Annotated in this window: 24 protein-coding genes; 5 read left to right on the top strand and 19 right to left on the bottom strand. The window is 40.5% G+C overall.

Annotation, left to right across the window (positions count from 1 at the left end; translation table 11 throughout):
- Positions 1–6 precede the first annotated feature (6 nt).
- The 3 genes from adcAII to KUA57_RS06735 form a co-directional block, all read right to left on the bottom strand.
- On the bottom strand, positions 7–924 hold the full coding sequence (gene adcAII, locus KUA57_RS06745; protein ID WP_218493909.1) for a zinc-binding lipoprotein AdcAII: 918 nt from the start codon (positions 922–924) through the stop codon (positions 7–9).
- Positions 925–1,066: 142 nt separating this feature from the next.
- Positions 1,067–2,800, bottom strand: coding sequence for a phosphoenolpyruvate--protein phosphotransferase (gene ptsP, locus KUA57_RS06740; RefSeq protein WP_042751092.1), 1,734 nt, complete (start codon positions 2,798–2,800; stop codon positions 1,067–1,069).
- A gap of 5 nt (positions 2,801–2,805) precedes the next feature.
- On the bottom strand, positions 2,806–3,069 hold the full coding sequence (locus KUA57_RS06735; RefSeq protein WP_000146947.1) for a phosphocarrier protein HPr: 264 nt from the start codon (positions 3,067–3,069) through the stop codon (positions 2,806–2,808).
- Between the two features lie 350 nt (positions 3,070–3,419).
- On the opposite strand from KUA57_RS06735, the gene nrdH reads away from it, so the two are divergent.
- The 5 genes from nrdH (at position 3,420) to KUA57_RS06710 (ending at position 8,208) form a co-directional block, all read left to right on the top strand.
- On the top strand, positions 3,420–3,638 hold the full coding sequence (gene nrdH / locus KUA57_RS06730; RefSeq protein ID WP_000259240.1) for a glutaredoxin-like protein NrdH: 219 nt from the start codon (positions 3,420–3,422) through the stop codon (positions 3,636–3,638).
- Between the two features lie 80 nt (positions 3,639–3,718).
- On the top strand, positions 3,719–5,878 hold the full coding sequence (gene nrdE, locus KUA57_RS06725; RefSeq protein ID WP_218493908.1) for a class 1b ribonucleoside-diphosphate reductase subunit alpha: 2,160 nt from the start codon (positions 3,719–3,721) through the stop codon (positions 5,876–5,878).
- A 24-nt stretch (positions 5,879–5,902) separates the two neighbouring features.
- Positions 5,903–6,307, top strand: a complete 405-nt coding sequence (locus tag KUA57_RS06720) for a hypothetical protein (protein ID WP_218493907.1) — start codon at positions 5,903–5,905, stop codon at positions 6,305–6,307.
- 27 nt (positions 6,308–6,334) lie between these two features.
- Positions 6,335–7,297, top strand: a complete 963-nt coding sequence (gene nrdF / locus KUA57_RS06715; RefSeq protein ID WP_000451386.1) for a class 1b ribonucleoside-diphosphate reductase subunit beta — start codon at positions 6,335–6,337, stop codon at positions 7,295–7,297.
- A 143-nt stretch (positions 7,298–7,440) separates the two neighbouring features.
- Positions 7,441–8,208 carry a DeoR/GlpR family DNA-binding transcription regulator gene (locus KUA57_RS06710; RefSeq protein ID WP_218493906.1) on the top strand — a complete coding sequence of 256 codons (768 nt, stop codon included), beginning with the start codon at positions 7,441–7,443 and terminating at the stop codon, positions 8,206–8,208.
- 65 nt (positions 8,209–8,273) lie between these two features.
- On the opposite strand, the gene lacD is transcribed toward KUA57_RS06710, so the two are convergent.
- The 16 genes from lacD to xseA all read right to left on the bottom strand — a co-directional run bounded on the left by lacD (position 8,274) and on the right by xseA (position 22,993).
- Positions 8,274–9,254: a tagatose-bisphosphate aldolase gene (gene lacD / locus KUA57_RS06705; RefSeq protein WP_001229114.1), complete on the bottom strand. Its 981-nt coding sequence runs from the start codon at positions 9,252–9,254 to the stop codon at positions 8,274–8,276.
- Between the two features lies 1 nt (position 9,255).
- Positions 9,256–10,185, bottom strand: a complete 930-nt coding sequence (locus KUA57_RS06700; RefSeq protein ID WP_049491607.1) for a tagatose-6-phosphate kinase — start codon at positions 10,183–10,185, stop codon at positions 9,256–9,258.
- 10 nt (positions 10,186–10,195) lie between these two features.
- Positions 10,196–10,711, bottom strand: a complete 516-nt coding sequence (gene lacB / locus KUA57_RS06695; protein ID WP_001216913.1) for a galactose-6-phosphate isomerase subunit LacB — start codon at positions 10,709–10,711, stop codon at positions 10,196–10,198.
- Positions 10,712–10,741: 30 nt separating this feature from the next.
- Positions 10,742–11,167 carry a galactose-6-phosphate isomerase subunit LacA gene (gene lacA / locus KUA57_RS06690; RefSeq protein ID WP_000029277.1) on the bottom strand — a complete coding sequence of 142 codons (426 nt, stop codon included), beginning with the start codon at positions 11,165–11,167 and terminating at the stop codon, positions 10,742–10,744.
- Positions 11,168–11,452: 285 nt separating this feature from the next.
- Positions 11,453–12,349, bottom strand: a complete 897-nt coding sequence (locus KUA57_RS06685; RefSeq protein ID WP_081109309.1) for an aldose 1-epimerase family protein — start codon at positions 12,347–12,349, stop codon at positions 11,453–11,455.
- A 98-nt stretch (positions 12,350–12,447) separates the two neighbouring features.
- The gene (locus KUA57_RS06680; RefSeq protein ID WP_042751083.1) at positions 12,448–13,923 is read right to left on the bottom strand and encodes a PTS galactitol transporter subunit IIC; all 1,476 of its coding nucleotides are present in this window, start codon (positions 13,921–13,923) and stop codon (positions 12,448–12,450) included.
- A gap of 47 nt (positions 13,924–13,970) precedes the next feature.
- A complete protein-coding gene (locus tag KUA57_RS06675) occupies positions 13,971–14,276 on the bottom strand; it encodes a PTS sugar transporter subunit IIB (RefSeq protein WP_000590547.1) in 306 nt (101 codons plus the stop codon).
- Positions 14,277–14,314: 38 nt separating this feature from the next.
- Positions 14,315–14,791 carry a PTS sugar transporter subunit IIA gene (locus KUA57_RS06670; RefSeq protein ID WP_000521976.1) on the bottom strand — a complete coding sequence of 159 codons (477 nt, stop codon included), beginning with the start codon at positions 14,789–14,791 and terminating at the stop codon, positions 14,315–14,317.
- Between the two features lie 261 nt (positions 14,792–15,052).
- Positions 15,053–16,876 (bottom strand): translation elongation factor 4, encoded by a 1,824-nt coding sequence (gene lepA / locus KUA57_RS06665; RefSeq protein ID WP_001047210.1) that lies wholly within the window; start codon positions 16,874–16,876, stop codon positions 15,053–15,055.
- Between the two features lie 78 nt (positions 16,877–16,954).
- Positions 16,955–17,683, bottom strand: coding sequence for a metallophosphoesterase family protein (locus tag KUA57_RS06660; protein ID WP_045611522.1), 729 nt, complete (start codon positions 17,681–17,683; stop codon positions 16,955–16,957).
- Between the two features lies 1 nt (position 17,684).
- Positions 17,685–19,352, bottom strand: a complete 1,668-nt coding sequence (recN, locus tag KUA57_RS06655) for a DNA repair protein RecN (protein ID WP_218493905.1) — start codon at positions 19,350–19,352, stop codon at positions 17,685–17,687.
- Between the two features lie 6 nt (positions 19,353–19,358).
- Positions 19,359–19,790 carry an arginine repressor gene (locus KUA57_RS06650; protein WP_020900686.1) on the bottom strand — a complete coding sequence of 144 codons (432 nt, stop codon included), beginning with the start codon at positions 19,788–19,790 and terminating at the stop codon, positions 19,359–19,361.
- A complete protein-coding gene (locus tag KUA57_RS06645) occupies positions 19,783–20,598 on the bottom strand; it encodes a TlyA family RNA methyltransferase (RefSeq protein WP_218493904.1) in 816 nt (271 codons plus the stop codon). Before KUA57_RS06645 ends, KUA57_RS06650 begins: the two co-directional genes overlap by 8 nt.
- Positions 20,591–21,466, bottom strand: coding sequence for a polyprenyl synthetase family protein (locus tag KUA57_RS06640; RefSeq protein WP_218493903.1), 876 nt, complete (start codon positions 21,464–21,466; stop codon positions 20,591–20,593). Before KUA57_RS06640 ends, KUA57_RS06645 begins: the two co-directional genes overlap by 8 nt.
- On the bottom strand, positions 21,463–21,675 hold the full coding sequence (locus tag KUA57_RS06635) for an exodeoxyribonuclease VII small subunit (RefSeq protein WP_000043226.1): 213 nt from the start codon (positions 21,673–21,675) through the stop codon (positions 21,463–21,465). Before KUA57_RS06635 ends, KUA57_RS06640 begins: the two co-directional genes overlap by 4 nt.
- On the bottom strand, positions 21,653–22,993 hold the full coding sequence (gene xseA, locus KUA57_RS06630; protein ID WP_218493902.1) for an exodeoxyribonuclease VII large subunit: 1,341 nt from the start codon (positions 22,991–22,993) through the stop codon (positions 21,653–21,655). The genes KUA57_RS06635 and xseA overlap by 23 nt, the downstream gene beginning before the upstream one ends.
- Positions 22,994–23,089 lie beyond the last annotated feature (96 nt).

Here is a 23,089-nt window from a genome sequence, read left to right as displayed (position 1 = left end):
ATCTCCTCATTTCAATTCTTCTGCTAGAACACTCATATTTTCTTCAAGATTTTCTAAATAAGTCTTGTCATTTTGCGGGTCTGCCTCTAAAGGATTTAGAGTTTTAAGACCTACACCTGTTGATTTGACAAGAGTTTCAGCTACTTTTGAAGAAGCATTACTTTCTGTAAAAATTGTTTTAACCTTATAGGTTTTAACAAATTCCTGAATTTCTGTTAGTTGTCTTGGACTTGGTTCTTGTTCTGGAGAGATACCTGCGATTCCAAGTTGATTGAGTCCAAATCGTTTAGCTAGATAAGAAAAGGCTGTATGTTGGGTTACAAATGTTTTCTGACTCGCTTTTTCAAATTTAGGTTGGAATTTCTTAGTCAATTCTTGAGCTTTTTTGATAAAGGCTTGCGCATTTTTCTGGTAAGTTTCTTTGTGTTCACTATCAACCTCTGAAAGTTTATCAGCGATAATTTGGGCTTCTTCGCCAGCTTTTTCAGGATCTAGCCAAGTGTGAGGATCATAAAGCGTTTTTTCATCGACTCCATCACCTGCTTCCACATCTTCTAGACCAGGGACACGATCCAATGTCATTCCTTCTGAAGCTTCTAAAACTTTAACTTTGGATTTTTTTAGATTGGGATCCAGACTTCCCGCCCAAGATTCAAGTGTATGCGAATGGTAGACAAAGACATCTGCATCATAGATGGCTGCAATATCATTTGCTGAAGGTTCGAAGGAGTGAATTCCGCTACTTGACTGAATCATTCGAACATCATTCAAGTCACCAGATACTTCCTTGACCATGGCATAGATAGGATAAAAACTAGTCACAATTTTCATCCCTTTACCTGACTGGCTCTCCTTCTGCCCACAAGCAGCTAAACACAAAAGAAAGACACTTAACAACACTAAAAACAAATTTTGTTTCTTCATAAAAACTCCTTAACTAGTTATTTAACTAGTTAATATTCTACTCCGTTTTTTTTTATTGTCAAGCATTTTATGAACTAGTTAATAGATTTTATGATTTTAAACTATAAAAAAACCTTGCAACTTAGTTGCAAGGACTTTTCGATTAATCAAAGTTAACGTATTCTTTTTGAAGTTCAAGAACTTCTTCCATTGTTGAACACTCTGTAAGGGCACGGTTTGCGTACTCTTCCATCTTAGCAGTATCCAATTTCTTCATCAAGCTACGTGTACGAAGGACAGATGTTGCTGACATAGAGAATTCATCCAAGCCCATTCCGACAAGAAGTGGAACAGCTTTTTGGTCACCAGCCATCTCACCACACATACCAGCCCATTTACCTTCAGCGTGAGCTGCCTTGATAACGTTGTTGATCAAGCGAAGGATTGATGGGTTATATGGTTGGTAAAGGTATGAAACTTGCTCGTTCATACGGTCTGCTGCCATTGAGTATTGGATCAAGTCGTTTGTTCCAATTGACATGAAGTCTACTTCTTTTGCAAATTGGTCTGCAAGCATTGCTGCTGCAGGGATTTCAATCATGATACCAACTTGGATGTCATCCGCAACTGCAACTCCTTCAGAAAGAAGGTTTGCTTTTTCTTCTTCATAAACTGCTTTAGCTGCACGGAATTCTTTCAAGAGGGCAACCATTGGGAACATGATACGCAATTGACCATGAACAGAAGCACGAAGAAGGGCACGGATTTGTGTACGGAACATTGCATCTCCAGTTTCAGAAATAGAGATACGAAGGGCACGGAATCCAAGGAATGGGTTCATTTCGTGTGGCATATCGAAGTAAGGAAGTTCCTTATCTCCACCGATATCCATTGTACGAACAACCACTGGTTTACCATTCATTCCCTCAAGAACAGCCTTGTATGCTTCATACTGCTCATCTTCAGTTGGGAAGTCTTGAGAATCCATGTACAAGAACTCTGTACGGTAAAGTCCAACAGCTTCTGCACCGTTGTTGTTAACACCTTCAACGTCTTTTGGAGTACCGATGTTAGCAGCCAACTCGAAGTGTTTACCGTCAGCAGTTACTGTTTGAGCATCTTTCAAAAGTGCCCATTCAGCTTTTTGTTTAGCATAAGCTTCACCAGCTGCTTTAAATTCTGCCGCTTGTTCATCTGTTGGGTTGATAATCACTTCACCAGTAATTCCGTTAACGGCAAGGATATCACCGTCTTTCACTACTTCAGTGATGTTATTTGTTCCCAATACAGCTGCAATTTCAAGTGTACGTGCCATGATAGCTGAGTGGCTTGTACGTCCACCGATGTTTGTTACAAAAGCTTTTACAAAGTTTTTGTCCAATTGAGCTGTATCAGATGGTGTCAAGTCATGCGCAATTACGATTACTTCTTCATTGATAGAAGCTGGGTTTGGCAATTTTTTACCAAGAAGGTTAGCCAACACACGTTTTGTCACGTCGCGGATATCCGCTGCACGTTCTTGCATGTATGGGTTGTCTTCCATGCCTTCAAAGATAGTGATGAACATGTCAGTCACTTCTTTAAGACCTGCTTCAGCATTGACTTTCTTAGCACGGATTGTTTCTTTAATCTGACCAATTAATTCTGGGTCAGCAAGAACCATCAAATGAGCGTCAAAAACTTGAGCCGCTTCTTCACCAAGCGTACCTACAGCTTTCTCACGGATAAGAGAAAGCTCGTTTTGAGAAGCTTCAAGAGCTACATCCAAACGAGCCTCTTCTGCGTTTGTATCTTCGACTGAAACAGTCTCGAATGACAAATCCGGTTGAACGAGTAGATATGCTTTTGCAACTGCAACACCGTCAGATGCTGCGATTCCTTTAAGCATTTCTGTCATTTTCCTTATGCCAATCCTTCTTTTTCCATTGTTTCTGAGATTGCAGCGATAGCGTCATCTGCATCTGCACCTTCAGCTGAGATAGTTACGTCAGCACCTTGGCCAACACCAAGACTCATAACACCCATGATTGATTTAAGGTTAACTGATTTACCTTTGTACTCAAGAGTGATATCTGAAGCAAATTTGCTTGCAGTTTGTACCAACAATGTTGCTGGACGTGCGTGAATACCTGTTTCTGCCACTACGTGGAAATCTTTAGAAGCCATAGTTTGACTCTCCTTTTGTTCTTTCTTTTTTGAGTTATATGTGATAACCCTTACAATTTGGTATTATATCATCTTCTAGGATTTTTTTCAAGCATTTTATGGGATTTATTCGATTTCCTTTCAGATAACTTGCTGAAAATCTTCTATATTTATTGATAAAACACAGGATATAGTTTTTCAAAAAACAACTTATAGGATAATTATCATTTTTTTACAAATCAAACACTACATATTGTGTTTTGTTAGCTTGAGCAGAAAAATAGACCACTATATTTAGTTTTAAATCATTGACAAAAATTTATTTTCTGATATACTAAGAAAGTAATCTATTTTGAAAGAGGAGTTACAAAATGGTAACCGTTTATTCTAAAAACAACTGTGTCCAATGTAAAATGACTAAACGTTTCTTGGACAGTAATAATGTTGCTTATCGTGAAATCAATCTTGATGAGCAACCTGAGTACATCGATCAAGTTAAAGAGCTCGGTTTCAGCGCAGCTCCTGTTATCCAAACACCAACTGAAGTCTTTTCAGGTTTCCAACCAGGAAAACTGAAACAATTAGCATAATCTTAGTACATCATCCAGAAGAAACTGCTTCTAGGGCTAACTTAGAAGCCTTTCTTTTGTAATTAGATAAGGGAAATTTTATGGGATTAAAACATCTTGAGGACGTGACTTACTTCCGTCTCAATAACGAAATCAACCGTCCAGTTAATGGACAAATCATGCTGCATAAAGATAAGGAAGCCTTGGATGCTTTCTTTAAAGAAAATGTAGTTCCAAACACTATGGTTTTTGATTCAATCAAGGATAAAATCAACTACCTCATTGAACACAACTACATCGAAACAGCCTTTATCAAGAAATACCGTCCAGAATTTTTGGAAGAATTGGCTCAATTTATCAAAGACCAAAACTTCCAATTCAAGTCTTTCATGGCTGCCTATAAGTTTTACAATCAATATGCCTTAAAGACTAATGACGGTGAATATTATCTTGAAAGCATGGAAGACCGTGTCTTCTTTAACGCCCTTTATTTCGCCGATGGCAATGAAGCTGTTGCCATCGATATTGCCAATGAAATCATCCACCAACGCTACCAACCTGCTACTCCTTCCTTCTTGAATGCTGGACGTGCTCGTCGTGGTGAATTGGTATCATGTTTCCTGATCCAAGTAACTGATGATATGAACTCTATCGGACGTTCTATCAACTCAGCTCTTCAACTTTCACGTATTGGTGGTGGTGTGGGAATTACCCTCAGCAACCTTCGTGAAGCTGGCGCACCTATTAAAGGCTATGAAGGAGCTGCTTCTGGCGTCGTTCCAGTTATGAAACTTTTCGAAGATAGCTTCTCTTACTCTAACCAATTGGGTCAACGTCAAGGTGCTGGTGTTGTCTACCTCAACGTCTTCCACCCAGATATTATCGCCTTCCTTTCAACTAAGAAAGAAAACGCCGATGAAAAAGTTCGTGTCAAGACCCTTTCACTTGGTGTCGTGGTACCCGATAAATTCTACGAATTAGCTCGTAAAAATGAAGAAATGTACCTCTTCAGCCCTTACTCAGTAGAGCTTGAATACGGTGTGCCATTTAACTACATCGACATCACTGAAAAATACGATGAGCTAGTCGCAAATCCAAATATCCGCAAGACAAAAATCAAGGCGCGTGATTTGGAAACTGAAATCTCTAAATTGCAACAAGAATCTGGCTACCCTTATGTAGTCAACATCGACACGGCTAACCGTGCAAATCCCGTTGATGGAAAAATCATTATGAGTAACTTGTGTTCTGAGATTCTTCAAGTCCAAGAACCAAGCTTGATCAACGATGCTCAAGAATTCCTTCAAATGGGAACGGACGTTTCATGTAACCTTGGTTCAACCAACGTGGTTAACATGATGACTTCACCTGATTTTGGTCGTTCTATCCGTGCTATGGTTCGTGCCCTTACTTTCGTTACAGATAGTTCGCACATCGTAGCTGTTCCTACCATCGACCACGGAAATAGCCAAGCCCACACCTTTGGACTTGGTGCTATGGGACTTCACAGCTACCTTGCCCAACAATTGATTGAATATGGATCACCTGAGTCTGTTGAGTTTACAAGCATCTACTTCATGCTCATGAACTACTGGACCTTGGTTGAGTCAAACAATATCGCGCGTGAGCGTGGTATCACCTTCCACAACTTTGAAAAATCAGACTATGCTAACGGAAGCTACTTCAACAAGTATGTAACTGGCGAATTTGTTCCAAAATCAGACCGTGTTAAAGAACTCTTCAAAGATGTCTTTATCCCAAGTGCTACTGACTGGGCTGAACTTCGCGACAAGGTTCAAGCAGATGGACTTTACCACCAAAACCGCCTTGCTGTAGCGCCAAATGGTTCTATCAGTTACATCAATGACGTTTCAGCTTCTATCCACCCAATTACGCAACGTATCGAAGAACGCCAAGAGAAGAAAATTGGTAAAATATACTATCCAGCTGCTGGTTTGTCAACAGAAACTATTCCTTACTACACTTCTGCCTACGACATGGATATGCGTAAGGTGATTGATGTTTACGCTGCTGCGACTGAGCACGTGGACCAAGGACTTTCACTCACCCTCTTCATGCGTAGTGACATTCCAAAAGGACTTTACGAATGGAAGAAAGAAAACAAACAAACGACACGTGACTTGTCTATCCTTCGTAACTATGCCTTTAACAAGGGTATCAAGTCTATCTACTACGTCCGTACCTTTACAGATGATGGTGGAGAAGTCGGTGCTAACCAATGTGAAAGCTGTGTGATTTAAGCATAAGTTGAAAGGACTGGATTAATGTGGATTAGAAATAGATACACTGGACCAGGTGGTGGTCTCTACACTGGGCCAGGTGGCGGTCTCTACACTGGACCAGGTGGTGGTGCTTACACTGGACCAGGTGGTGGTCTTTACACTGGACCAGGTGGCGGTCTTTACACTGGACCAGGTGGTGGTCTCTACACTGGACCAGGTGGCGGTCTTTACACTGGACCAGGCGGTGGCCTCTACACTGGACCAGGTGGTGGTCTCTACACTGGACCAGGTGGCGGTCTTTACACTGGACCAGGTGGTGGTCTCTACACTGGACCAGATAGTTCTCCATATATGAGTAATATTCCACCATTAGAAGTTTTTCTGAAAGAACTAGAAAAGAGAAATTTATATCATTACGCAAATATCATTAAAAATCATTTGCATTGACAAAATATATAGGAGAAATTTTACAAAATGGAAACTTACTACAAAGCCATTAACTGGAATGCCATCGAAGATGTCATCGACAAATCAACTTGGGAAAAACTGACGGAGCAATTCTGGCTTGATACACGTATTCCTTTGTCAAATGACTTGGATGACTGGAGAAAGCTATCAAATGTAGAAAAAGACTTGGTTGGAAAAGTCTTTGGTGGTTTAACCCTTCTCGACACTATGCAATCTGAAACAGGGGTTCAAGCCCTTCGCGCAGACATCCGTACACCACATGAGGAAGCTGTTTTCAATAACATCCAATTTATGGAATCTGTCCACGCAAAATCTTACTCATCAATCTTTTCAACCTTGAATACAAAGGCTGAGATTGAAGAAATTTTCGAATGGACCAATACCAATCCTTACCTACAAAAGAAGGCTGAGATTGTCAACGAAATCTACCTAAACGGTAGCCCACTTGAAAAGAAAGTAGCCAGCGTTTTCCTTGAAACCTTCCTCTTCTACTCTGGTTTCTTCACTCCCCTCTACTACCTTGGTAATAACAAACTAGCCAACGTTGCGGAAATCATCAAACTGATTATTCGTGATGAGTCTGTTCACGGAACTTACATCGGTTATAAATTCCAACTCGGTTTCAATGAATTACCTGAAGAAGAGCAGGAAAAACTCAAAGAATGGATGTACGACCTGCTCTACACTCTTTATGAAAACGAAGAAGGCTATACAGAAAGCCTCTATGACGGTGTTGGCTGGACGGAAGAAGTCAAGACCTTCCTTCGCTACAATGCTAACAAGGCACTCATGAACCTGGGACAAGATCCACTCTTCCCAGATTCAGCTGATGATGTCAACCCAATCGTTATGAACGGTATTTCAACAGGAACTTCTAACCACGACTTCTTCTCTCAAGTCGGAAATGGTTACCTCCTTGGTGAAGTTGAAGCCATGCAAGACGATGATTACAACTACGGTTTGGACTAATGTTATCTATTTTATAAGCAATAACAAATATCATGGTTTGTTTAAAACAACCATGATATTTTTGTTTTTGTTTTCTTTTGTTTTTTAAATTGATTGATTGAATACTTTATGATAAAATAGTAATAGAAATAGAGGTGATAACGATGTTAAAGCAGGAAAAACTAGATAATATTCTAGAAACGGTAAATACAAAGGGAACTATTACTGTAAAAGAAATCATGACTCGCTTGGATGTGTCAGATATGACTGCTAGACGCTACTTGCAAGAGTTGGCAGACAAGGATTTACTTGTTCGAGTTCACGGTGGAGCTGAGAAAATTCGCACAGGTTCTATTTTAAATAATGAGCGTTCCAATATTGAAAAACAAGGCTTACAAATCGCAGAAAAACAAGAAATCAGCCGTTTTGCAGGCCATTTAATTGATGAGGGTGAAACTATTTTTATCGGCCCTGGTACGACCTTAGAATCTTTTGCCCGTGAACTTCCAATTGATAATATTCGTGTTGTAACAAACAGTTTACCAGTCTTTCTCATCTTAAACGAACGAAAACTAACAGATTTGATTTTAATCGGTGGAAACTACCGCTCTATCACTGGAGCCTTTGTGGGAACACTAACCTTGCAAAACTTGGGCAATCTCCAATTTTCTAAAGCTTTCGTTAGCTGTAATGGTATTCAGGACAATGCGATTGCGACCTTTAGTGAAGAGGAAGGTGAATCTCAACGCATCGCCCTCAATAATGCCAATAAAAAATACTTACTAGCTGACAATAGTAAGTTCAATAAATTTGATTTTTATACCTTCTACAATATCTCTGATATTGATACCATCGTTTCAGATTCTAAACTGAGCAAAGAAACCTTCGACCAACTTTCGAAACAAACAAAAATTATTCTTTCTAAACCATAAAATGATCCCCACCGATTGGTGGGGATTTTTGTAAGTATTAAAAATTTCAGTTTTAAAAGACTTACTTACACGCGTTCTTTCCATGAAGTCGCTGTTGTTTGAAGAACTTTGTTGAGTTCGTCAATGTTTTCAAAACCAGTTGTGCGAAGCCATTCGCGAGCTGCTGCTTCACCATCTTTGATGTATGCTTCAACTGATCCAGCCCATGTAGCACGGCCACAAAGAACTCCGTTAAAGTTTGCACCTGATTCATGGGCAAATACAAGAGTATCTTGGAAGAGTTTAGCTGATACACCAGCACTCAAGTAGATGTATGGCAAGTTAGTTGCTTCATCTTGGGCTTTGAAGAAGGCTGCTGCTTCTTCACGTGTATAAACTACTTCACCTTCAGCGAAGCCTTCAACATATTTAATGTTAACAGGAACTTCAACTTTCAAGACATCAATGTTAAAGCGTGGGTCTGAGAAGACTTTCATAGCACCGATAACTTTGTGTGGTTTTACTTTCGCATATTCTACAGAACCAGCGTCAGCAATTTTTTCATCGTAAGCTAGGATTTCAAGGAAGAATGGGATATCTTCAGCCACACACTCAGAACCAATACGTTCGATGTAAGCTTGTTTTTCTTGGTTGAGTTCATCTGAGCTATCTACATCATAGTAAAGCAAGAATTTAACTGCATCTGCACCTTCTTCTTTAATACGTTTTGCAGACCAAACATCCAAGCAGTCTGGCAAGCGTTTTGTGCTTGTTGTATCATAACCTGTTTTTTCATAAGCAAGGAGAAGACCAGCTTTTTCATCAAGAGCTTTAGTCGCTGGAAGTCCATACTCAGGGTCAAGAAGCATTGATGAAGCGTATTTAGTCAATTCATCTGCTACCAAAACTTTAAGTTCTTCCATTTGAGCCACAGTTGGTTCTTCTGTTTGGTGTTGAGCCATGAGGCGTTTCAAAGCACCACGTTGGTCAAATGCAAGAGCTGAGATGATTCCATTTTCATCAGAAAGTTTTTCTAAGCGTGCACGTTTTTGTTCTGTTAAAGCCATTTTATACCTCTTTTACTATTAATTGATCATATAGAGCTTGATAGTTGGCCATGTTGACATGACCAGTCATTTTTTCTTGAGCATTGAGCATACCAAGGACATTTGCCTTGATGAGTAATTCTGCATCCGATTCTTTATGAAGAAGTCCTGAAGAAATTCCTGCTACAGTAGAATCTCCAGATCCGACAGGATTTACCACCTGAATTCTAGGAATATCTACCTTATAGAAAGTATCACCATGTTTGGCAAAGGCACCGTTGGCACCAAGTGAAACGATAATCCATTCAATACCTGCAAACAAAGGTTCTTGAAGGACTTCTTTTAATTCATCCAAATCCTCAGAAACTTCTCTACCTAGAAGTTGAGACAATTCCTCATTATTTGGTTTGATGACTGTTGGTTTATGTGGTGATTCAAGAACCGCCTGAAGAGCCGCACCAGAGCAGTCCAAGACTACAGGTTTGCCAGCTTGGTTAGCAAGTTCTACCAAGCTCGCATAGTAATCAACTGGAAGGCCAGCTGGCAGACTACCTGAAATAGCAACTACTTCAACTGACTCCAGGAGTTTTTTGAAATGTTCCAAAAAGTCTTGACCTTCCTGTTCCAATACTTCAGGACCTTTTTCAAGAACTTCTGTTTGGTTGTCTCCGTGAAGAATAGCGATACAGTTACGAGTTTCTCCCTGAATAGAAAAGAAATCTTTCTTAACATTATCATCAATATTTTCAACTAAAAACTCACCAAGTTTGCCACCCACTAAACCAGTAGCAGCTACAGGATCGCCAAATTCTGAAAGAACACGGGTTACATTGAGTCCCTTACCACCAGCCGTTTTGGTTACATCCACCACACGATTGACAGTATCAATCTTCAACTCATCCAAGGGATAGGAAATATCAATGGATGGGTTCATTGTGACTGTTAAAATCATAGGTTACCTCTTAGTCGTGGTATTCTCCGCGATCCCATTTTTCAAGGAATTCAGTGAAGAAGTTTGCGTCTGTTTGTTGAGCGTTGTGACTTTCAACGTGTTCAATTTTCGCAATCAATTTCTTGTTTTCTTCAGATGGTTTGTATTCAGCATGAATGAAAGCTTCGATGATATCACACATAAGCAATTCACCAGTAATCTTACCACCAAAACCGATAACGTTGGCGTTCAATTGTTCTTTAGCATAAAGCGCTGTTGTCATATCACGAACCAAGGCAGAACGGACACCTGGAACTTTATTTACAGCGTTGTTGATACCAACACCAGTACCACAGATACATACTCCAAGATCAGCTTGACCGCTAGTTACAGCTTCTCCTACTTTTTTACCAAATATTGGGTAGTGAGTACGTGTATGGTCATATGTACCAAAGTCAATGACTTCATATCCTTTTGATTTCAAAAATTCTGAAACCGCCATTTTTTCATCTGTTACGATGTGGTCACATCCAATTGCAATTCTCATTTTTAACTTACCTTTCTTACTGTAATCTAATTAGCACATTTTGTTCAACATATCAACACGAATTTGGTGACGTCCACCATCGTATTTACCGTTAACAAATCCTTTAGCGATGTTTTTAGCCAATTCATCACCAACAAGTTGTGCACCCATAGTGATCATACGTGAGTTGTTGTGGCCACGAGTCATATAAGCTGAACGTTCGTCAGAAACTTCTGCAGCAACCATTCCTTTGATTTTTGTTGCGACCATAAATGGACCAGCTCCATAAGCATCAATCACAATACCAAGGTTTTGCTCTTCTTTATTTACTTCTGCAGCAACAGCAAGAGTAACATCAACAAAGTCTTGACCTTCAGCTGTAACATCCACAACGTGGAAGTTTTCTTTTTCCAAGAAGTCTTTCACAACTTCTTTCAATCTCAAACCTGCAGCATCTGCACCGATAACAATAGACATATTGTATACTCCTTTTTATTTTTCTAGGCTAGTAAAGACTTTTATGGTTAGCAGTTTACCTACAAAAGTTTTCTAGCAGTTTATGGACAAATTAGATTGAATGAGATGAATGACACCTTATTCAAGTTTAGGAAATCAGTTTCCTAGAAATAATCTTTCTCCACGAAAGAGAATATAACAAGTGATTATTTGTTTGTTACAAACATCATTTGTTGCTTACAAACATAATATACTCCTATTTCCGGAAAAAGTCAACAGTTAGTGTTTGTTTTTGTGTTTTTTTAACTAAAAAATTTCGATATCAAAACCAATTTGATCTACTTGACCAGGTTCTAGGAGACGAACATTCTTCTTATCTTCTAGATGATCTCCTTCTTCAAGGGATGTTGACAAGCCAGACCATGGTTCAAAGGCAATGAAAGGACCTTTATTCAAAGTTGACCAGATAATGAGATTTGGAAACTCTGCAAAGTGCACTTTCAATCCCTTATCATGTTTACGAGAACGAAGGGCAATTGTTCTAGATTGCAATTCATCTAAGGTGACTGCATCTGTGCTGAAAAGATCATAACTAAGATCTATTTCTTTTTGCCCCTTTAGCCATGGACTTCTATCTTGAAAATCCAGCATACCCGTTTCTGGGAAAGGACGTGGAACAGAGCAAGTTTCTTCTTTCTCAAACTCTAGATAATAATCTTCATAGATTTCATCATCAAGTAGAGGACAATTAAATCCTGGATGGCCACCAATAAAGTAAGGCATGACCTTGTTGGTTTCTTTATTGAAAATCTTGTATTGAGTTCGTACTGTCTTGCCAGTAAGGATATAAGTGATTTCTAGTCGGAAATGATAAGGATAGTTTTGATAGCTATTCTCATCGTCTTCAATTGCAAAAGTTACACTCTTATCTGTCTGTTCAACTAATTCAAATTCTTTCTTGCGGACCAGACCATGACGAGGAATCTTTCCTTTGCTTTCCTGCTCATTCTCATCTATATAGACGGCTGTATCCTCTCTCAAAGAACCACAAATAGGAAAGAGAACAGGAGCTTGTCCACTCCAATAAGTAGCATCCCCTTGCCACAAATACTCCAGTCCCTCAGCATCTTTTATAGAAGAAAGAGCCCCACCAAAACTGTTAAATTGAACTCTTAATTGTTCTGATTTTAATTCAATTACCATTATTTTCTCCGATTTCTTGATAGTTTATAAAAAACTAGGCTGTCACTCCTAATGGTATGACAACCTAGTTTCAACAATTTACATTTTATAGGAGCGCATTATTTTGCTTTTGCTGCGTACTCTTCGTTACGTTTGATCATTTGTTTTCTGTACCATGCAAAGATACCGATATAGAATACAAGGAAGGCTACAGCACCAAGGATTGCTTTGATATCACCAGTTGTAGTGTTACCAATTGTCCAACCAAGAAGTTTTTCGATTGGTCCTTCAAGAGTTGAGTGAGTGATCAATTGAGTTTGGCTCACACCTTCTGGGAAGGCACCTACACCTTTAGCAAGTTCTGTTGCAAATGGCGCGATAAGTGTACCTGAAAGAAGGAAGAGTGGCAACAAGAGTGTTCCGAAGATAATCATACGGAGCAATTTACCACGTGTTACAACCAAGAGAGCTGGAGTAACACCCATAGCGATGATACCTGCAAGTGGCAAGATACCATTTCCGACGTTTGAAAGAAGCACAGCTTCAATCAACATAATTGGTGCAAGTACGTTTGCACAAGCCCAGATTTCAGCACGACCAGCGATGAATGGCCAGTCTAGACCGATGTTAAACTTACGTCCTTCCAAACGTTTAGTAGCAACGTTTGTAATACCTTGTGAAAGTGGTTCTACGGCAGCAATGAACCATGAACCGATAAGTGAGAAGAGTTCCAAAGCTACACCGGCTGTCAAACCAAGAGACAACCAACCTTTGATAACTTCTTGCCAGTTTGCTGCATCTTTAAGTCCTTCAACCGGATGTGGAGTACCCATCAAACCGATTACGATACCAAGGATGAAACCGATGAAGAATTTAGATCCCCAGAAACCGATTTTCTTGTTCAATTTTGCAGCGTCAAAGTCATATTTATCAAGACCTGGGAAGAATTTTTCAAAAATCTTATCCAAAACCATGATAACTGGGTTCATCATGTAGTTCATGTGAGTTGAAGTCATTGGTGATGAACTTGGTGCATTAAGAAGATCGTCAAATGTTGGTTTCATCAAGTCAGAGTTGATGATTTTAAGAACCCCAACAAGAACAACTGCTGCAGTCGCGATGAAGAGTGAAACTCCTTGGCTAACTCCATTGTTGTCTGCATACCATTTAATCAAAAGACCTGTGATAGACAAGTGCCAGATATCGAAGATATCAACGTCAAGTGTATCAGTTTTCTTCATAGCAAGCATCACTACGTTGACAATCAACATGATGAGCAAGAAGTAAAGTGTCCAAGCAGATCCCCAAGTGATTGTAGCAAGTGGTGCCCAACCAACGTCAGTGATGTTCAATTGAATACCAGTATTTTCAACGAATTTTGCAAGTGATGCTGAGAAAGCACCATTCAGCATACCGATGATAGCACCGATACCAGTAAGAGCGATGGCAAGTTTGATACCACCTTCAAGTGCTTTGGAGAATTTCACTCCAAAAAGTAGAGCCAATACTGTCAAAATGATCAGCATGATGATTGGCCCACCCATATCCAAGATAGGTTTGAACAGCTTATTGGCTAGTTCGATAATGACATCCATAATAGTTCCTCCCTTTTTATAGTTATATGAATGTTAACAAATTAAAATTAGCTTAACCCGTGTTCTTTGATAGCTGCTTCAATATTATCAAATACTGGAGCACTCATTGCTGGGATACGGAATAAGATTGGTCCAGCTTCGATAACTGGAATACCTGGGTCAAAACCAAGATCTGTTGCAGCAATTGGTGTAAAAATGTCATAACCTTTGATAAGGTCTTCATTAACGTCTTTTACCATAACTGCATCACAGTGAACATCAAAACCGCGGTTTGAAAGTTCTTCTTCAAGAGCACTTTTAATTTGGTGGCTTGAGTTAACACCTGCACCGCAGGCAGCAAGAATTTTAATCATATGGATTTCCTCCGATTTAATATTTTTAATAGACAAAATTAAGCAATTGCTTCAGCAATATAAGCATAGAGGGCTTCTGGTTCAGAAATTTTTGATAGGTCTTCAAGATGACTATTTCCAGTAAAGAAGTCCATCAACTGAGCAAGAATGTTCGTTTGACTTGAACTTGAGTTATTAATGATAAAGAAGAGCAAGGATACTTCTACTTCCTTATCTGGCGCAATCATATTGTGGAAAGTCACTGGTTTTTCTAATCGAACGACCACAACTTTTTCGGCTAGATTATGAACAATATCTGTGTGAGGAATAGCCACATTCGGCAAATCCTTACCCAAAAATTCCATATCTAGGCCAGTTGGAAATGACTTTTCACGCGTGATCAAGGCTTCACGATAAGTTGGAGTTACGATTTCTCGTTCTTCCAATAAAGTAGCAACCTGATCAAAGAGATGTTCTTGATTATCCGCTTCTAAGCAAAACACAAGGTTTTTGTCAAAGAAATGATCTAATCCCATAAGGTTTTCCCTTCTTTCCATTAACTTTATGCTATAAGTATAACACTATATGAAACCGTTGTCAATATTTTTTGTTGTTTTTTGTCCTTTTTTTGACATTTTTGTTTATTTTTTATCTTTACAATCAAAACAAACATTTAAAACAAACACTTTAAACGATTTAATCCTATTATAAATGTAAAAAAACAGGCCTATTTAAGCCTGTTTTACTATTGATTCTTATGTAAATTTCCTGTGAACAAGAAAAACAATTATGATAACTTATTCTTCATCCATACTCAAGACGCTGAGGAAGGCTTCTTGCGGAACTTCTACTGATCCGATGGCTTTCATACGTTTCTTACCAGCTTTTTGTTTTTCAAGGAGTTTGCGTTTACGAGAAACGTCACCACCGTAACATTTAGCAAGTACGTTCTTACGAAGGGCCTTGATATCAGTACGAGCCACAATCTTGTGTCCAATAGCTGCTTGAATTGGAACCTCAAATTGTTGGCGAGGGATAATTTTCTTGAGCTTATCAACGATAAGTTTCCCACGTTCGTAGGCAAAATCCTTGTGAACGATAAAGCTAAGGGCATCCACCTTGTCTCCATTGAGAAGAATATCCATTTTGACCAGCTTAGAAGGGCGATATTCTGACAATTCGTAGTCAAAGCTTGCATAACCGCGAGTTGAAGACTTAAGCTTATCAAAGAAGTCAAAGACGATTTCAGCCAGTGGAATTTGATAGATGACATTAACACGGTTATCATCGATATAATCCATAGTCACAAAGTCACCACGCTTGCGCTGAGCTAATTCCATCACTGCTCCGACGAACTCCTGTGGTACCATGATTTGCGCCTTAACATAAGGTTCCTCAATGGTCGCAATCTTAGTTGGGTCTGGGAACTCAGATGGGTTAGACACATCCATAGACTCACCGTCGGTCAAATTAACCTTATAGATAACGGATGGCGCTGTCATGATGAGGTCGATGTTGAACTCACGTTCCAAACGTTCTTGGATAACATCCATATGGAGAAGTCCAAGGAAACCACAACGGAAACCAAATCCAAGTGCCTGAGATGTTTCTGGTTCAAACTGAAGACTAGCATCATTCAGTTGCAATTTTTCAAGGGCTTCACGTAGGTCATTGTACTTGTTTGACTCGATAGGATATAGACCCGCAAAGACCATAGGATTCATCTGTTTGTAACCATGTAATGGCTCTGTCGCAGGATTGGTTGCCAAGGTAACGGTATCACCCACACGAGTGTCCTGAACCGTCTTGATAGAAGCCGCAATATAACCAACATCACCAGTCGCAAGAAAATCACGACCAACTGCTTTGGGTGTAAATATGCCGACTTCGGTCACATCAAAGGTCTTGCCATTGCTCATGAGCTGAATCTTATCGCCAGGTTTAACAACTCCGTCCATGACACGCACTTGGAGGATAACCCCACGGTAAGCATCGTAAACCGAGTCGAAAATCAAGGCCTTAAGTGGCGCCGTCACATCACCTGTTGGCGCTGGCACTTTTTCTACAATTTGCTCGAGAATTTCTTCGATACCAATACCAGCTTTAGCTGATGCTAAGACTGCTTCGCTGGCATCCAAACCAATCACATCTTCAATCTCTGTACGCACGCGCTCTGGATCTGCAGCAGGCAGGTCAATTTTGTTAATGACTGGCATGATTTCCAAATCATTGTCCAAGGCCAGATAAACATTGGCAAGGGTTTGAGCCTCAATCCCTTGGGCAGCATCGACGACCAAAATCGCTCCCTCACAGGCAGCTAGCGAACGTGAAACTTCATAGGTGAAGTCTACGTGCCCCGGCGTGTCAATCAAGTGAAAAATATAAGTTTCCCCATCTTTTGCAGTATAATTCAACTCGATGGCATTCAACTTAATGGTAATCCCACGTTCCCGTTCTAGATCCATGCTATCTAAAAGCTGAGCTTGCATTTCACGACTGGAAACTGTCTCTGTCTTTTCCAAAATGCGGTCTGCTAGAGTCGATTTCCCGTGGTCAATATGGGCGATAATAGAGAAGTTACGGATCTTCTCCTGTCGTTTTTTCAATTCTTCTAAGTTCATGATTCTCTTCCTTTCAGGGTATCTATTTATTATAAATTGTTTTTGACATTTTGACAAGACCATACCCTGCTAGGAGTACTAATCTTCAGCGACAAAGCCGTCATTTTCAATAAAGTGATGTTCTGTCATTCCTTGGTCAGTAAAGACAATCCCGTGAAGGACACCACCATAGACAGCTCCTCCGTCCATCCCAATCTTACCATCTTCTGTAGTCCAAAGCTCAGCTGTACCTCGTTCTTGCTTTAACAAACCATAAACCGGTGTGTGACCAAAGACAATGGTTTTCCCAGTATGATTTTCTGCTTCGTGGAATGGTTTTCTAAGCCAGACTTTTTTATAATCTGTGGTTTCATGCCAATCATCCAAGGTTAAATCAATACCTGCATGAACAAAGATATACTTGTCTGTCTCTACTACAAATGGCATTTGACGAATAAATTCGACCAAATCTGCCGCTTCAGTAGCAACACGCTGGGCATCTTCTACTCCATCAACTGGGGCATCCAAGGGACGACCTAGGATAGAGTTAATAGTTGTATCTCCACCATTACGACGATAGTGGTCATAACTTTCTTCTGGGTTATCGAGCCAAGTCAGAAACATATACTCGTGGTTTCCTGACAAACAGATCGCCCCTTGATTGTCCACTAAGTCCTTAACCATTTCTAGAACACGGCGACTATCTTCACCACGGTCAATCAAGTCCCCTAGAAAGAGCAACTGGGTCTGGCCGTCCCATGTTTTGAGAAGGTCTTCCAGCATCCCAGCTTTTCCATGAACATCTCCAATTACATAATAGTCTGTCATCTTATTTCTCCCTGTTTCTCAACAATTCTCTGGCTTGCGTCAGGGCTGCTTCCGTCACATCATCACCAGCCAACATCTTAGCAACTTCTTCCACTCGCTCTTCAACCGTCAAGAGACGAACAGTCGAAACTGTTGAATGGTCATTACTAATCTTCTCAATAAAGAATTGATAATCCGCAATCGCAATCACTTGTGGCAAATGGGAAATAGCAAGAACCTGACCATGCTGACCAATTCTATGAATCTTCTGTGCAATGGCCTGAGCTACACGACCTGAAACTCCTGTATCCACCTCATCAAAGACAATACTAGTCTTGCCTTCTTTACGTGAAAAGGCAGATTTAATAGCTAGCATGAGACGAGATAATTCCCCGCCAGACGCAACCTTGACCAAGGGTTTAAAGTCTTCTCCAGGATTAGTTGAAATGTAAAACTCGACCGTTTCATTGCCCTCACGACTGAATTTGCCCTTGCTAAAACGAACCTGAAACTGGGCTTTTTCCATATAAAGATCTTGAAGCTCTTGTTTAATCTCAGATTCTAATTGCTGAGCCAAATCATGACGAGCAGAGGCAAGCTGACCTGCCAAATCGACAAGATTAACTTCCAATTTCTTGAGCTCTGCTTCCATGTCCTCAGACGAAAGGTTATTGCCTGTCAAAAGATTGTATTCTTCTGTAATTTTGGCAAAATAAAGCAAGACATCGTCTACAGTCCCACCATACTTGCGGGTAATGGTATGAAGAAGGTCCAAACGATTCTCAACCTGCATAAGACGATTGCCGTCAAAATCAAGGTCCTCAATGATAGCTTCCAGACGTTTGCTAATATCTTCTAAGACATAGTAGGTCTCAGACAGAGAGCTTGAAATTTCACGGTATTCAGGGTCATACTCTTCGACACTTTCCATGTCATTCATGGCTGAACGAACATTGGCCAAACTTGAAAAGTCTTCATTGTCCAACATACTATAGGCATTGGTCAGCGTATCCGCAATATTTTTATGGTTGAGCAGTTTATCACGCTCTTGATTGAGAGCCAGATCTTCTCCAGCCTGCAAGTTTGCTGCCTCAATCTCTGCCATTTGAAATTCCAACATTTCGATACGTGCCTTGTGTTCCTGTTGGTTTTTCTTGACTTCCAGAACCTGCTTACGCATTTTTCGATAGGCATCAAAACTCGTTTGATAGGTTTCTTTTAAGTCCCAAAAGGCTGTATTACCGAATTCATCCAACATCTGGATATGCAGTTGAGGGCGCATTAACTCTTCTTGGTCATGCTGACCATGTATATCAACAAGATGTTGCCCAATAGCACGCAATACAGACAGATTGACCATCTGGCCATTGACACGACTGATACTCCGACCATTTTGCAAGATTTCCCGACGGATGATAATTTCATCACCCATTTCCAAACCTTGCTCATCAAAAATTTCCTGTAAAAGACGACTATTCTCAACTGAGAAAAGCCCCTCAATCTCTGCCTTTGGCGCACCATGACGAATAACATCTGTCGTCGCACGAGCTCCCAACATCATATTCATGGCATCAATGATAATCGATTTCCCTGCACCCGTTTCACCAGTCAAGACAGTCATCCCCTTTTCAAAATTGAGGGAAATAGCCTCAATAATGGCAAAGTTTTTTATCGAAATTTCAAGTAACATATAGACCTACCAATTTTTTACTTGTTCAAAGATTTCCTCAGCTAGACTTTCACTTCTTGCAATGACTAAAATCGAGCTATCATCAGCTAAACAGCTAAAAATCTTATCCGCAAAAGTCTCGATTAACTGAGCTTTTACAAAAGCCGTATTTCCTGGAATAACTTGGAGATTGATCATCTTATCCATCAATTCAGCCGATTCGATATTGTCTTCAGCCAGTTGCAAACTTTTTACGATTGATTTTGGCAATTCGTAGACATAGGTGTTGTCTCTCAAAGGAATTTTGACAATACCTAGTTCTTTGATATCCCGTGATACCGTTGCCTGAGTAGCAGTGATTCCTGCCTCTTTCAAATGTTCTACAATTTCTTCTTGTGTACCGATTTGATAATCTGTCACAAATCGTCTAATTTTTTCAAGTCTCTCTTTTTTATTCATTTTTAAATTGACTATGCGCCCTCTCTACTACTTCTTCAATATCAGCAAGAACCTGATTGCTTGCTGACTCTTCTTTTTTCAAATACGCTAAAAACTCAATATTTCCATGTCCACCTTGGATGGGAGAAAAGTCCAATCCAAGGACTGAAAAGCCTTCCTCTACTGCCATAGCTGTGACAGATTCAAGGACATTCTGATGGACCTTGGCATCGCGAATAATTCCATTTTTCCCAATCTGCTCACGCCCTGCCTCAAACTGGGGCTTAACCAGAGCCACAACCTGACCTTGATTTGCCAAGACTCGGTGCAAGGCTGGCAGAATCAGACTTAGAGAAATGAAACTCACATCAATACTGGCAAAGCTAGGTTCCTGCTCGAAATCAGTCTTTTCAGCATAGCGGAAATTGAACTGCTCCATGCTGACTACTCTTGGGTCTTGGCGTAATTTCCAAGCCAACTGATTGGTACCGACATCGACTGCAAAGACCAATTCAGCACCATTTTGCAACATGACATCGGTAAAACCTCCAGTAGAAGCCCCGATATCAATTGTTGTAGCTCCTTCTACTGACAAATCAAAGACCTGCAAGGCCTTCTCCAGTTTCAAACCACCACGGCTAACATACTTGAGTTTCTCCCCCTTGAGTTTTAGCTCGGTGTCATCTGGAATTTTCTCTCCTGGTTTATCAAACCGTTCTCCATTTAGGACTGCTACGACTAGACCAGCCATCACACCGCGCTTGGCCTGCTCTCTCGTTTCAAACAAGCCCTGTTTATAAGCTAGTACATCCACTCTTTCCTTAGCCATTGATTCTCAAACTTTCTACTACTTTTACAATCGATTCTGTTTCAAAGGGAATCTGCTGGGCAATTTCTTCTAATTTGGCATTAGCTTGATCCAGAGTTTGGTTACAAAAGGCAATAGCCTCTTCCAAGCCCAACAAGGCTGGATAGGTTGACTTTTCTGCCTGTAGATCCTTTTGTGGTGTCTTGCCGATTTCCTCAAAACTAGCTGTCACATCCAGTATGTCATCTCGAACTTGAAAAGCAAGTCCAATCAATTCACCAACAGTTTTCAGCTTTGCCTGCATTTCAGGTACTAATTCGGCTATAATAGCAGCTGCTTGGAAGGGATAAGCTAGTAGTTTTCCAGTCTTATTAGCATGAATAGTCTGGAGTTCTTCCAAGGACAAGTACTGGTGTTCACCCTCCATGTCCAAAACTTGCCCAGCCACCATACCCAGACTACCTGAAGCAAGAGATAAGTTGGCAATCAAGTCCACCTTGATCTGACTTGGCAAATCTGCCTGCGCTATCAAGGCATACGGATCTAAGAACAAAGCATCTCCAGCCAAAATGGCCATTGCTTCACCGAATTTCTTGTGATTAGTCAATCGTCCCCGACGGTAATCATCATCATCCATAGCTGGAAGATCGTCATGAATCAAGCTCCCTGTATGAATCATTTCCAAGGCCGCAGCCACCTGTGCATGTGCTGGTTTAATAGCGACCTGCAAGGCTTCCAGAACTTCTAACAAGAGAAAAGGTCGAATACGCTTGCCACCAGCATGAATGGAGTAGAGAACAGACTCTCGCAAACTAGAGGCAAACTGCTGGTCTCCATAAAAGTCTTCCAAGGTTGACTCGACAAGAGCTAATTTTTCTTGCTTTTTCATTCAAAATCACTTTCTGTTCCGTCTTCTTGCATGACCTTGACCAAGGTCTTTTCAGCCTTGTCCAGCGTCGCTTGGAGCTCTTTTGACAAGACCATGCCCTTTTGAAAGGCAGCAATCGCATCTTCCAGAGCAATTTCACCATTTTCCAAACTTTGGACAATGGTCTCCAGTTCTGCTAGATTTTCCTCAAATTTCTTTTGTTTTGACATCTTTAACCTCTAATTCTACTCGACCATCTCGCATCAAAAGCGTCACTTGGTCTGTTTTCTTTAAATTCTCAACCGAATCGACTACTGAATCTTCTTTCTTGACAATTGCATAGCCACGCGCCACGATTCGGCTAGTATCCAACATGAGTAAGGCTTCCGAAAGTCGCTTGACTTCAGCAACCTTGGCATCATAAACCAGCGCCATTTGGCTACGGAGGAGCTTGTCCAACTGAGCTAGTCTGTCCTGATAGCGTTGGATTTTGGTAACAGGTGATAATTGTACCAGTCGATGCGTCCTTGCTTGTACTATCTGTTTGTTATCAGAAATCCGTGTTCGCAAATTTTGTTTTAAGCGCAGTTGCAGTTGATCCAAGCGTTGCATATAGCCATCATACAAACGCTCTGGCTGTCTAAAGATAACAGACTGACTGCATTTTTTCAAAGCTTCTTGTTTCTTCGATAGGACATTTCGGACTGCTGTTGCCATCCGTTTTTCTTGATTTTGCAAATGAGCTAATAGATCCAACTTGGTCACAGGTGTTGCCAGTTCAGCCGCTGCTGTCGGCGTCGCAGCCCGTCTATCTGCGACAAAATCTGCCAAGGTCACATCTGTCTCATGCCCCACACTAGAAATAATTGGCAAACGAGATTCAAAAATAGCTCGTACCACAATTTCTTCGTTAAAGGCCCAGAGATCCTCGATAGAACCCCCACCACGACCAATAATCAGTAAGTCCAAATCGTCACGTTGATTGGCTCGCGCAATATTTCGAGCAATTTCCTCCGCTGCTCCTTCACCTTGCACCTTGGTCGGATAGAGAAGGATATCGACACCAGGAAAGCGCCTACTGACGGTCGTGATAATATCTCGAATAACGGCTCCACTGCGACTGGTTACCACACCAATTCTCTTAGAAAATTGGGGCAGAGGTTGCTTGAATCTCTCTTGAAACAGACCTTCTTCTGTCAATTTTTTCTTGAGTTGTTCAAACTGAATCGCAAGCGCCCCAACCCCATCAGGCTCAGCCTTTTCAATAATGATGGAGTAGCTACCGCTAGGTTCATAGACCTGCACACGCCCAATCACATTGATCTTCATTCCTTCTTCAAGGTCAAAACCTAATTTCTGATAAATCCCAGACCAGATGGTCGCTTGAATAACTGCATGGTCATCCTTTAGGGAGAAATATTGGTGAGTAGGTCGTTTACGAAAGTTGGAAACTTGACCAGTTAAATAGACCCGTTCCAAGTAAGGGTCTTTATCGAATTTCATTTTCAGATACTTGGTCAAAGTTGTTACCGATAAATACTTTTCCATCTCCACCTACTATTCATTTTCTTGCTCTTTCATGGGTATTATTATACCAAAAATATGCCTAAAAATCTCCATTTATGTACCATTATGAGGGAAAAA

The sequence above is a fragment of the Streptococcus vulneris genome, assembly GCF_019218685.1.
GTDB classification, from domain to species: domain Bacteria; phylum Bacillota; class Bacilli; order Lactobacillales; family Streptococcaceae; genus Streptococcus; species Streptococcus vulneris.
The sequence above is the reverse complement of the archived record's forward strand: the minus strand, read 5'-3'. Positions and strand labels throughout refer to the sequence as shown.

Coding starts and splice junctions, on each gene's coding strand:
- adcAII (WP_218493909.1), bottom strand. CDS start 924: ATGAAGAAACAAAATTTGTTTTTAGTGTTGTTAAGTGTCTTTCTTTTG.
- ptsP (WP_042751092.1), bottom strand. CDS start 2,800: ATGACAGAAATGCTTAAAGGAATCGCAGCATCTGACGGTGTTGCAGTT.
- KUA57_RS06735 (WP_000146947.1), bottom strand. CDS start 3,069: ATGGCTTCTAAAGATTTCCACGTAGTGGCAGAAACAGGTATTCACGCA.
- nrdH (WP_000259240.1), top strand. CDS start 3,420: ATGGTAACCGTTTATTCTAAAAACAACTGTGTCCAATGTAAAATGACT.
- nrdE (WP_218493908.1), top strand. CDS start 3,719: ATGGGATTAAAACATCTTGAGGACGTGACTTACTTCCGTCTCAATAAC.
- KUA57_RS06720 (WP_218493907.1), top strand. CDS start 5,903: ATGTGGATTAGAAATAGATACACTGGACCAGGTGGTGGTCTCTACACT.
- nrdF (WP_000451386.1), top strand. CDS start 6,335: ATGGAAACTTACTACAAAGCCATTAACTGGAATGCCATCGAAGATGTC.
- KUA57_RS06710 (WP_218493906.1), top strand. CDS start 7,441: ATGTTAAAGCAGGAAAAACTAGATAATATTCTAGAAACGGTAAATACA.
- lacD (WP_001229114.1), bottom strand. CDS start 9,254: ATGGCTTTAACAGAACAAAAACGTGCACGCTTAGAAAAACTTTCTGAT.
- KUA57_RS06700 (WP_049491607.1), bottom strand. CDS start 10,185: ATGATTTTAACAGTCACAATGAACCCATCCATTGATATTTCCTATCCC.
- lacB (WP_001216913.1), bottom strand. CDS start 10,711: ATGAGAATTGCAATTGGATGTGACCACATCGTAACAGATGAAAAAATG.
- lacA (WP_000029277.1), bottom strand. CDS start 11,167: ATGTCTATTGTTATCGGTGCAGATGCTGCAGGTTTGAGATTGAAAGAA.
- KUA57_RS06685 (WP_081109309.1), bottom strand. CDS start 12,349: ATGGTAATTGAATTAAAATCAGAACAATTAAGAGTTCAATTTAACAGT.
- KUA57_RS06680 (WP_042751083.1), bottom strand. CDS start 13,923: ATGGATGTCATTATCGAACTAGCCAATAAGCTGTTCAAACCTATCTTG.
- KUA57_RS06675 (WP_000590547.1), bottom strand. CDS start 14,276: ATGATTAAAATTCTTGCTGCCTGCGGTGCAGGTGTTAACTCAAGCCAC.
- KUA57_RS06670 (WP_000521976.1), bottom strand. CDS start 14,791: ATGGGATTAGATCATTTCTTTGACAAAAACCTTGTGTTTTGCTTAGAA.
- lepA (WP_001047210.1), bottom strand. CDS start 16,876: ATGAACTTAGAAGAATTGAAAAAACGACAGGAGAAGATCCGTAACTTC.
- KUA57_RS06660 (WP_045611522.1), bottom strand. CDS start 17,683: ATGACAGACTATTATGTAATTGGAGATGTTCATGGAAAAGCTGGGATG.
- recN (WP_218493905.1), bottom strand. CDS start 19,352: ATGTTACTTGAAATTTCGATAAAAAACTTTGCCATTATTGAGGCTATT.
- KUA57_RS06650 (WP_020900686.1), bottom strand. CDS start 19,790: ATGAATAAAAAAGAGAGACTTGAAAAAATTAGACGATTTGTGACAGAT.
- KUA57_RS06645 (WP_218493904.1), bottom strand. CDS start 20,598: ATGGCTAAGGAAAGAGTGGATGTACTAGCTTATAAACAGGGCTTGTTT.
- KUA57_RS06640 (WP_218493903.1), bottom strand. CDS start 21,466: ATGAAAAAGCAAGAAAAATTAGCTCTTGTCGAGTCAACCTTGGAAGAC.
- KUA57_RS06635 (WP_000043226.1), bottom strand. CDS start 21,675: ATGTCAAAACAAAAGAAATTTGAGGAAAATCTAGCAGAACTGGAGACC.
- xseA (WP_218493902.1), bottom strand. CDS start 22,993: ATGGAAAAGTATTTATCGGTAACAACTTTGACCAAGTATCTGAAAATG.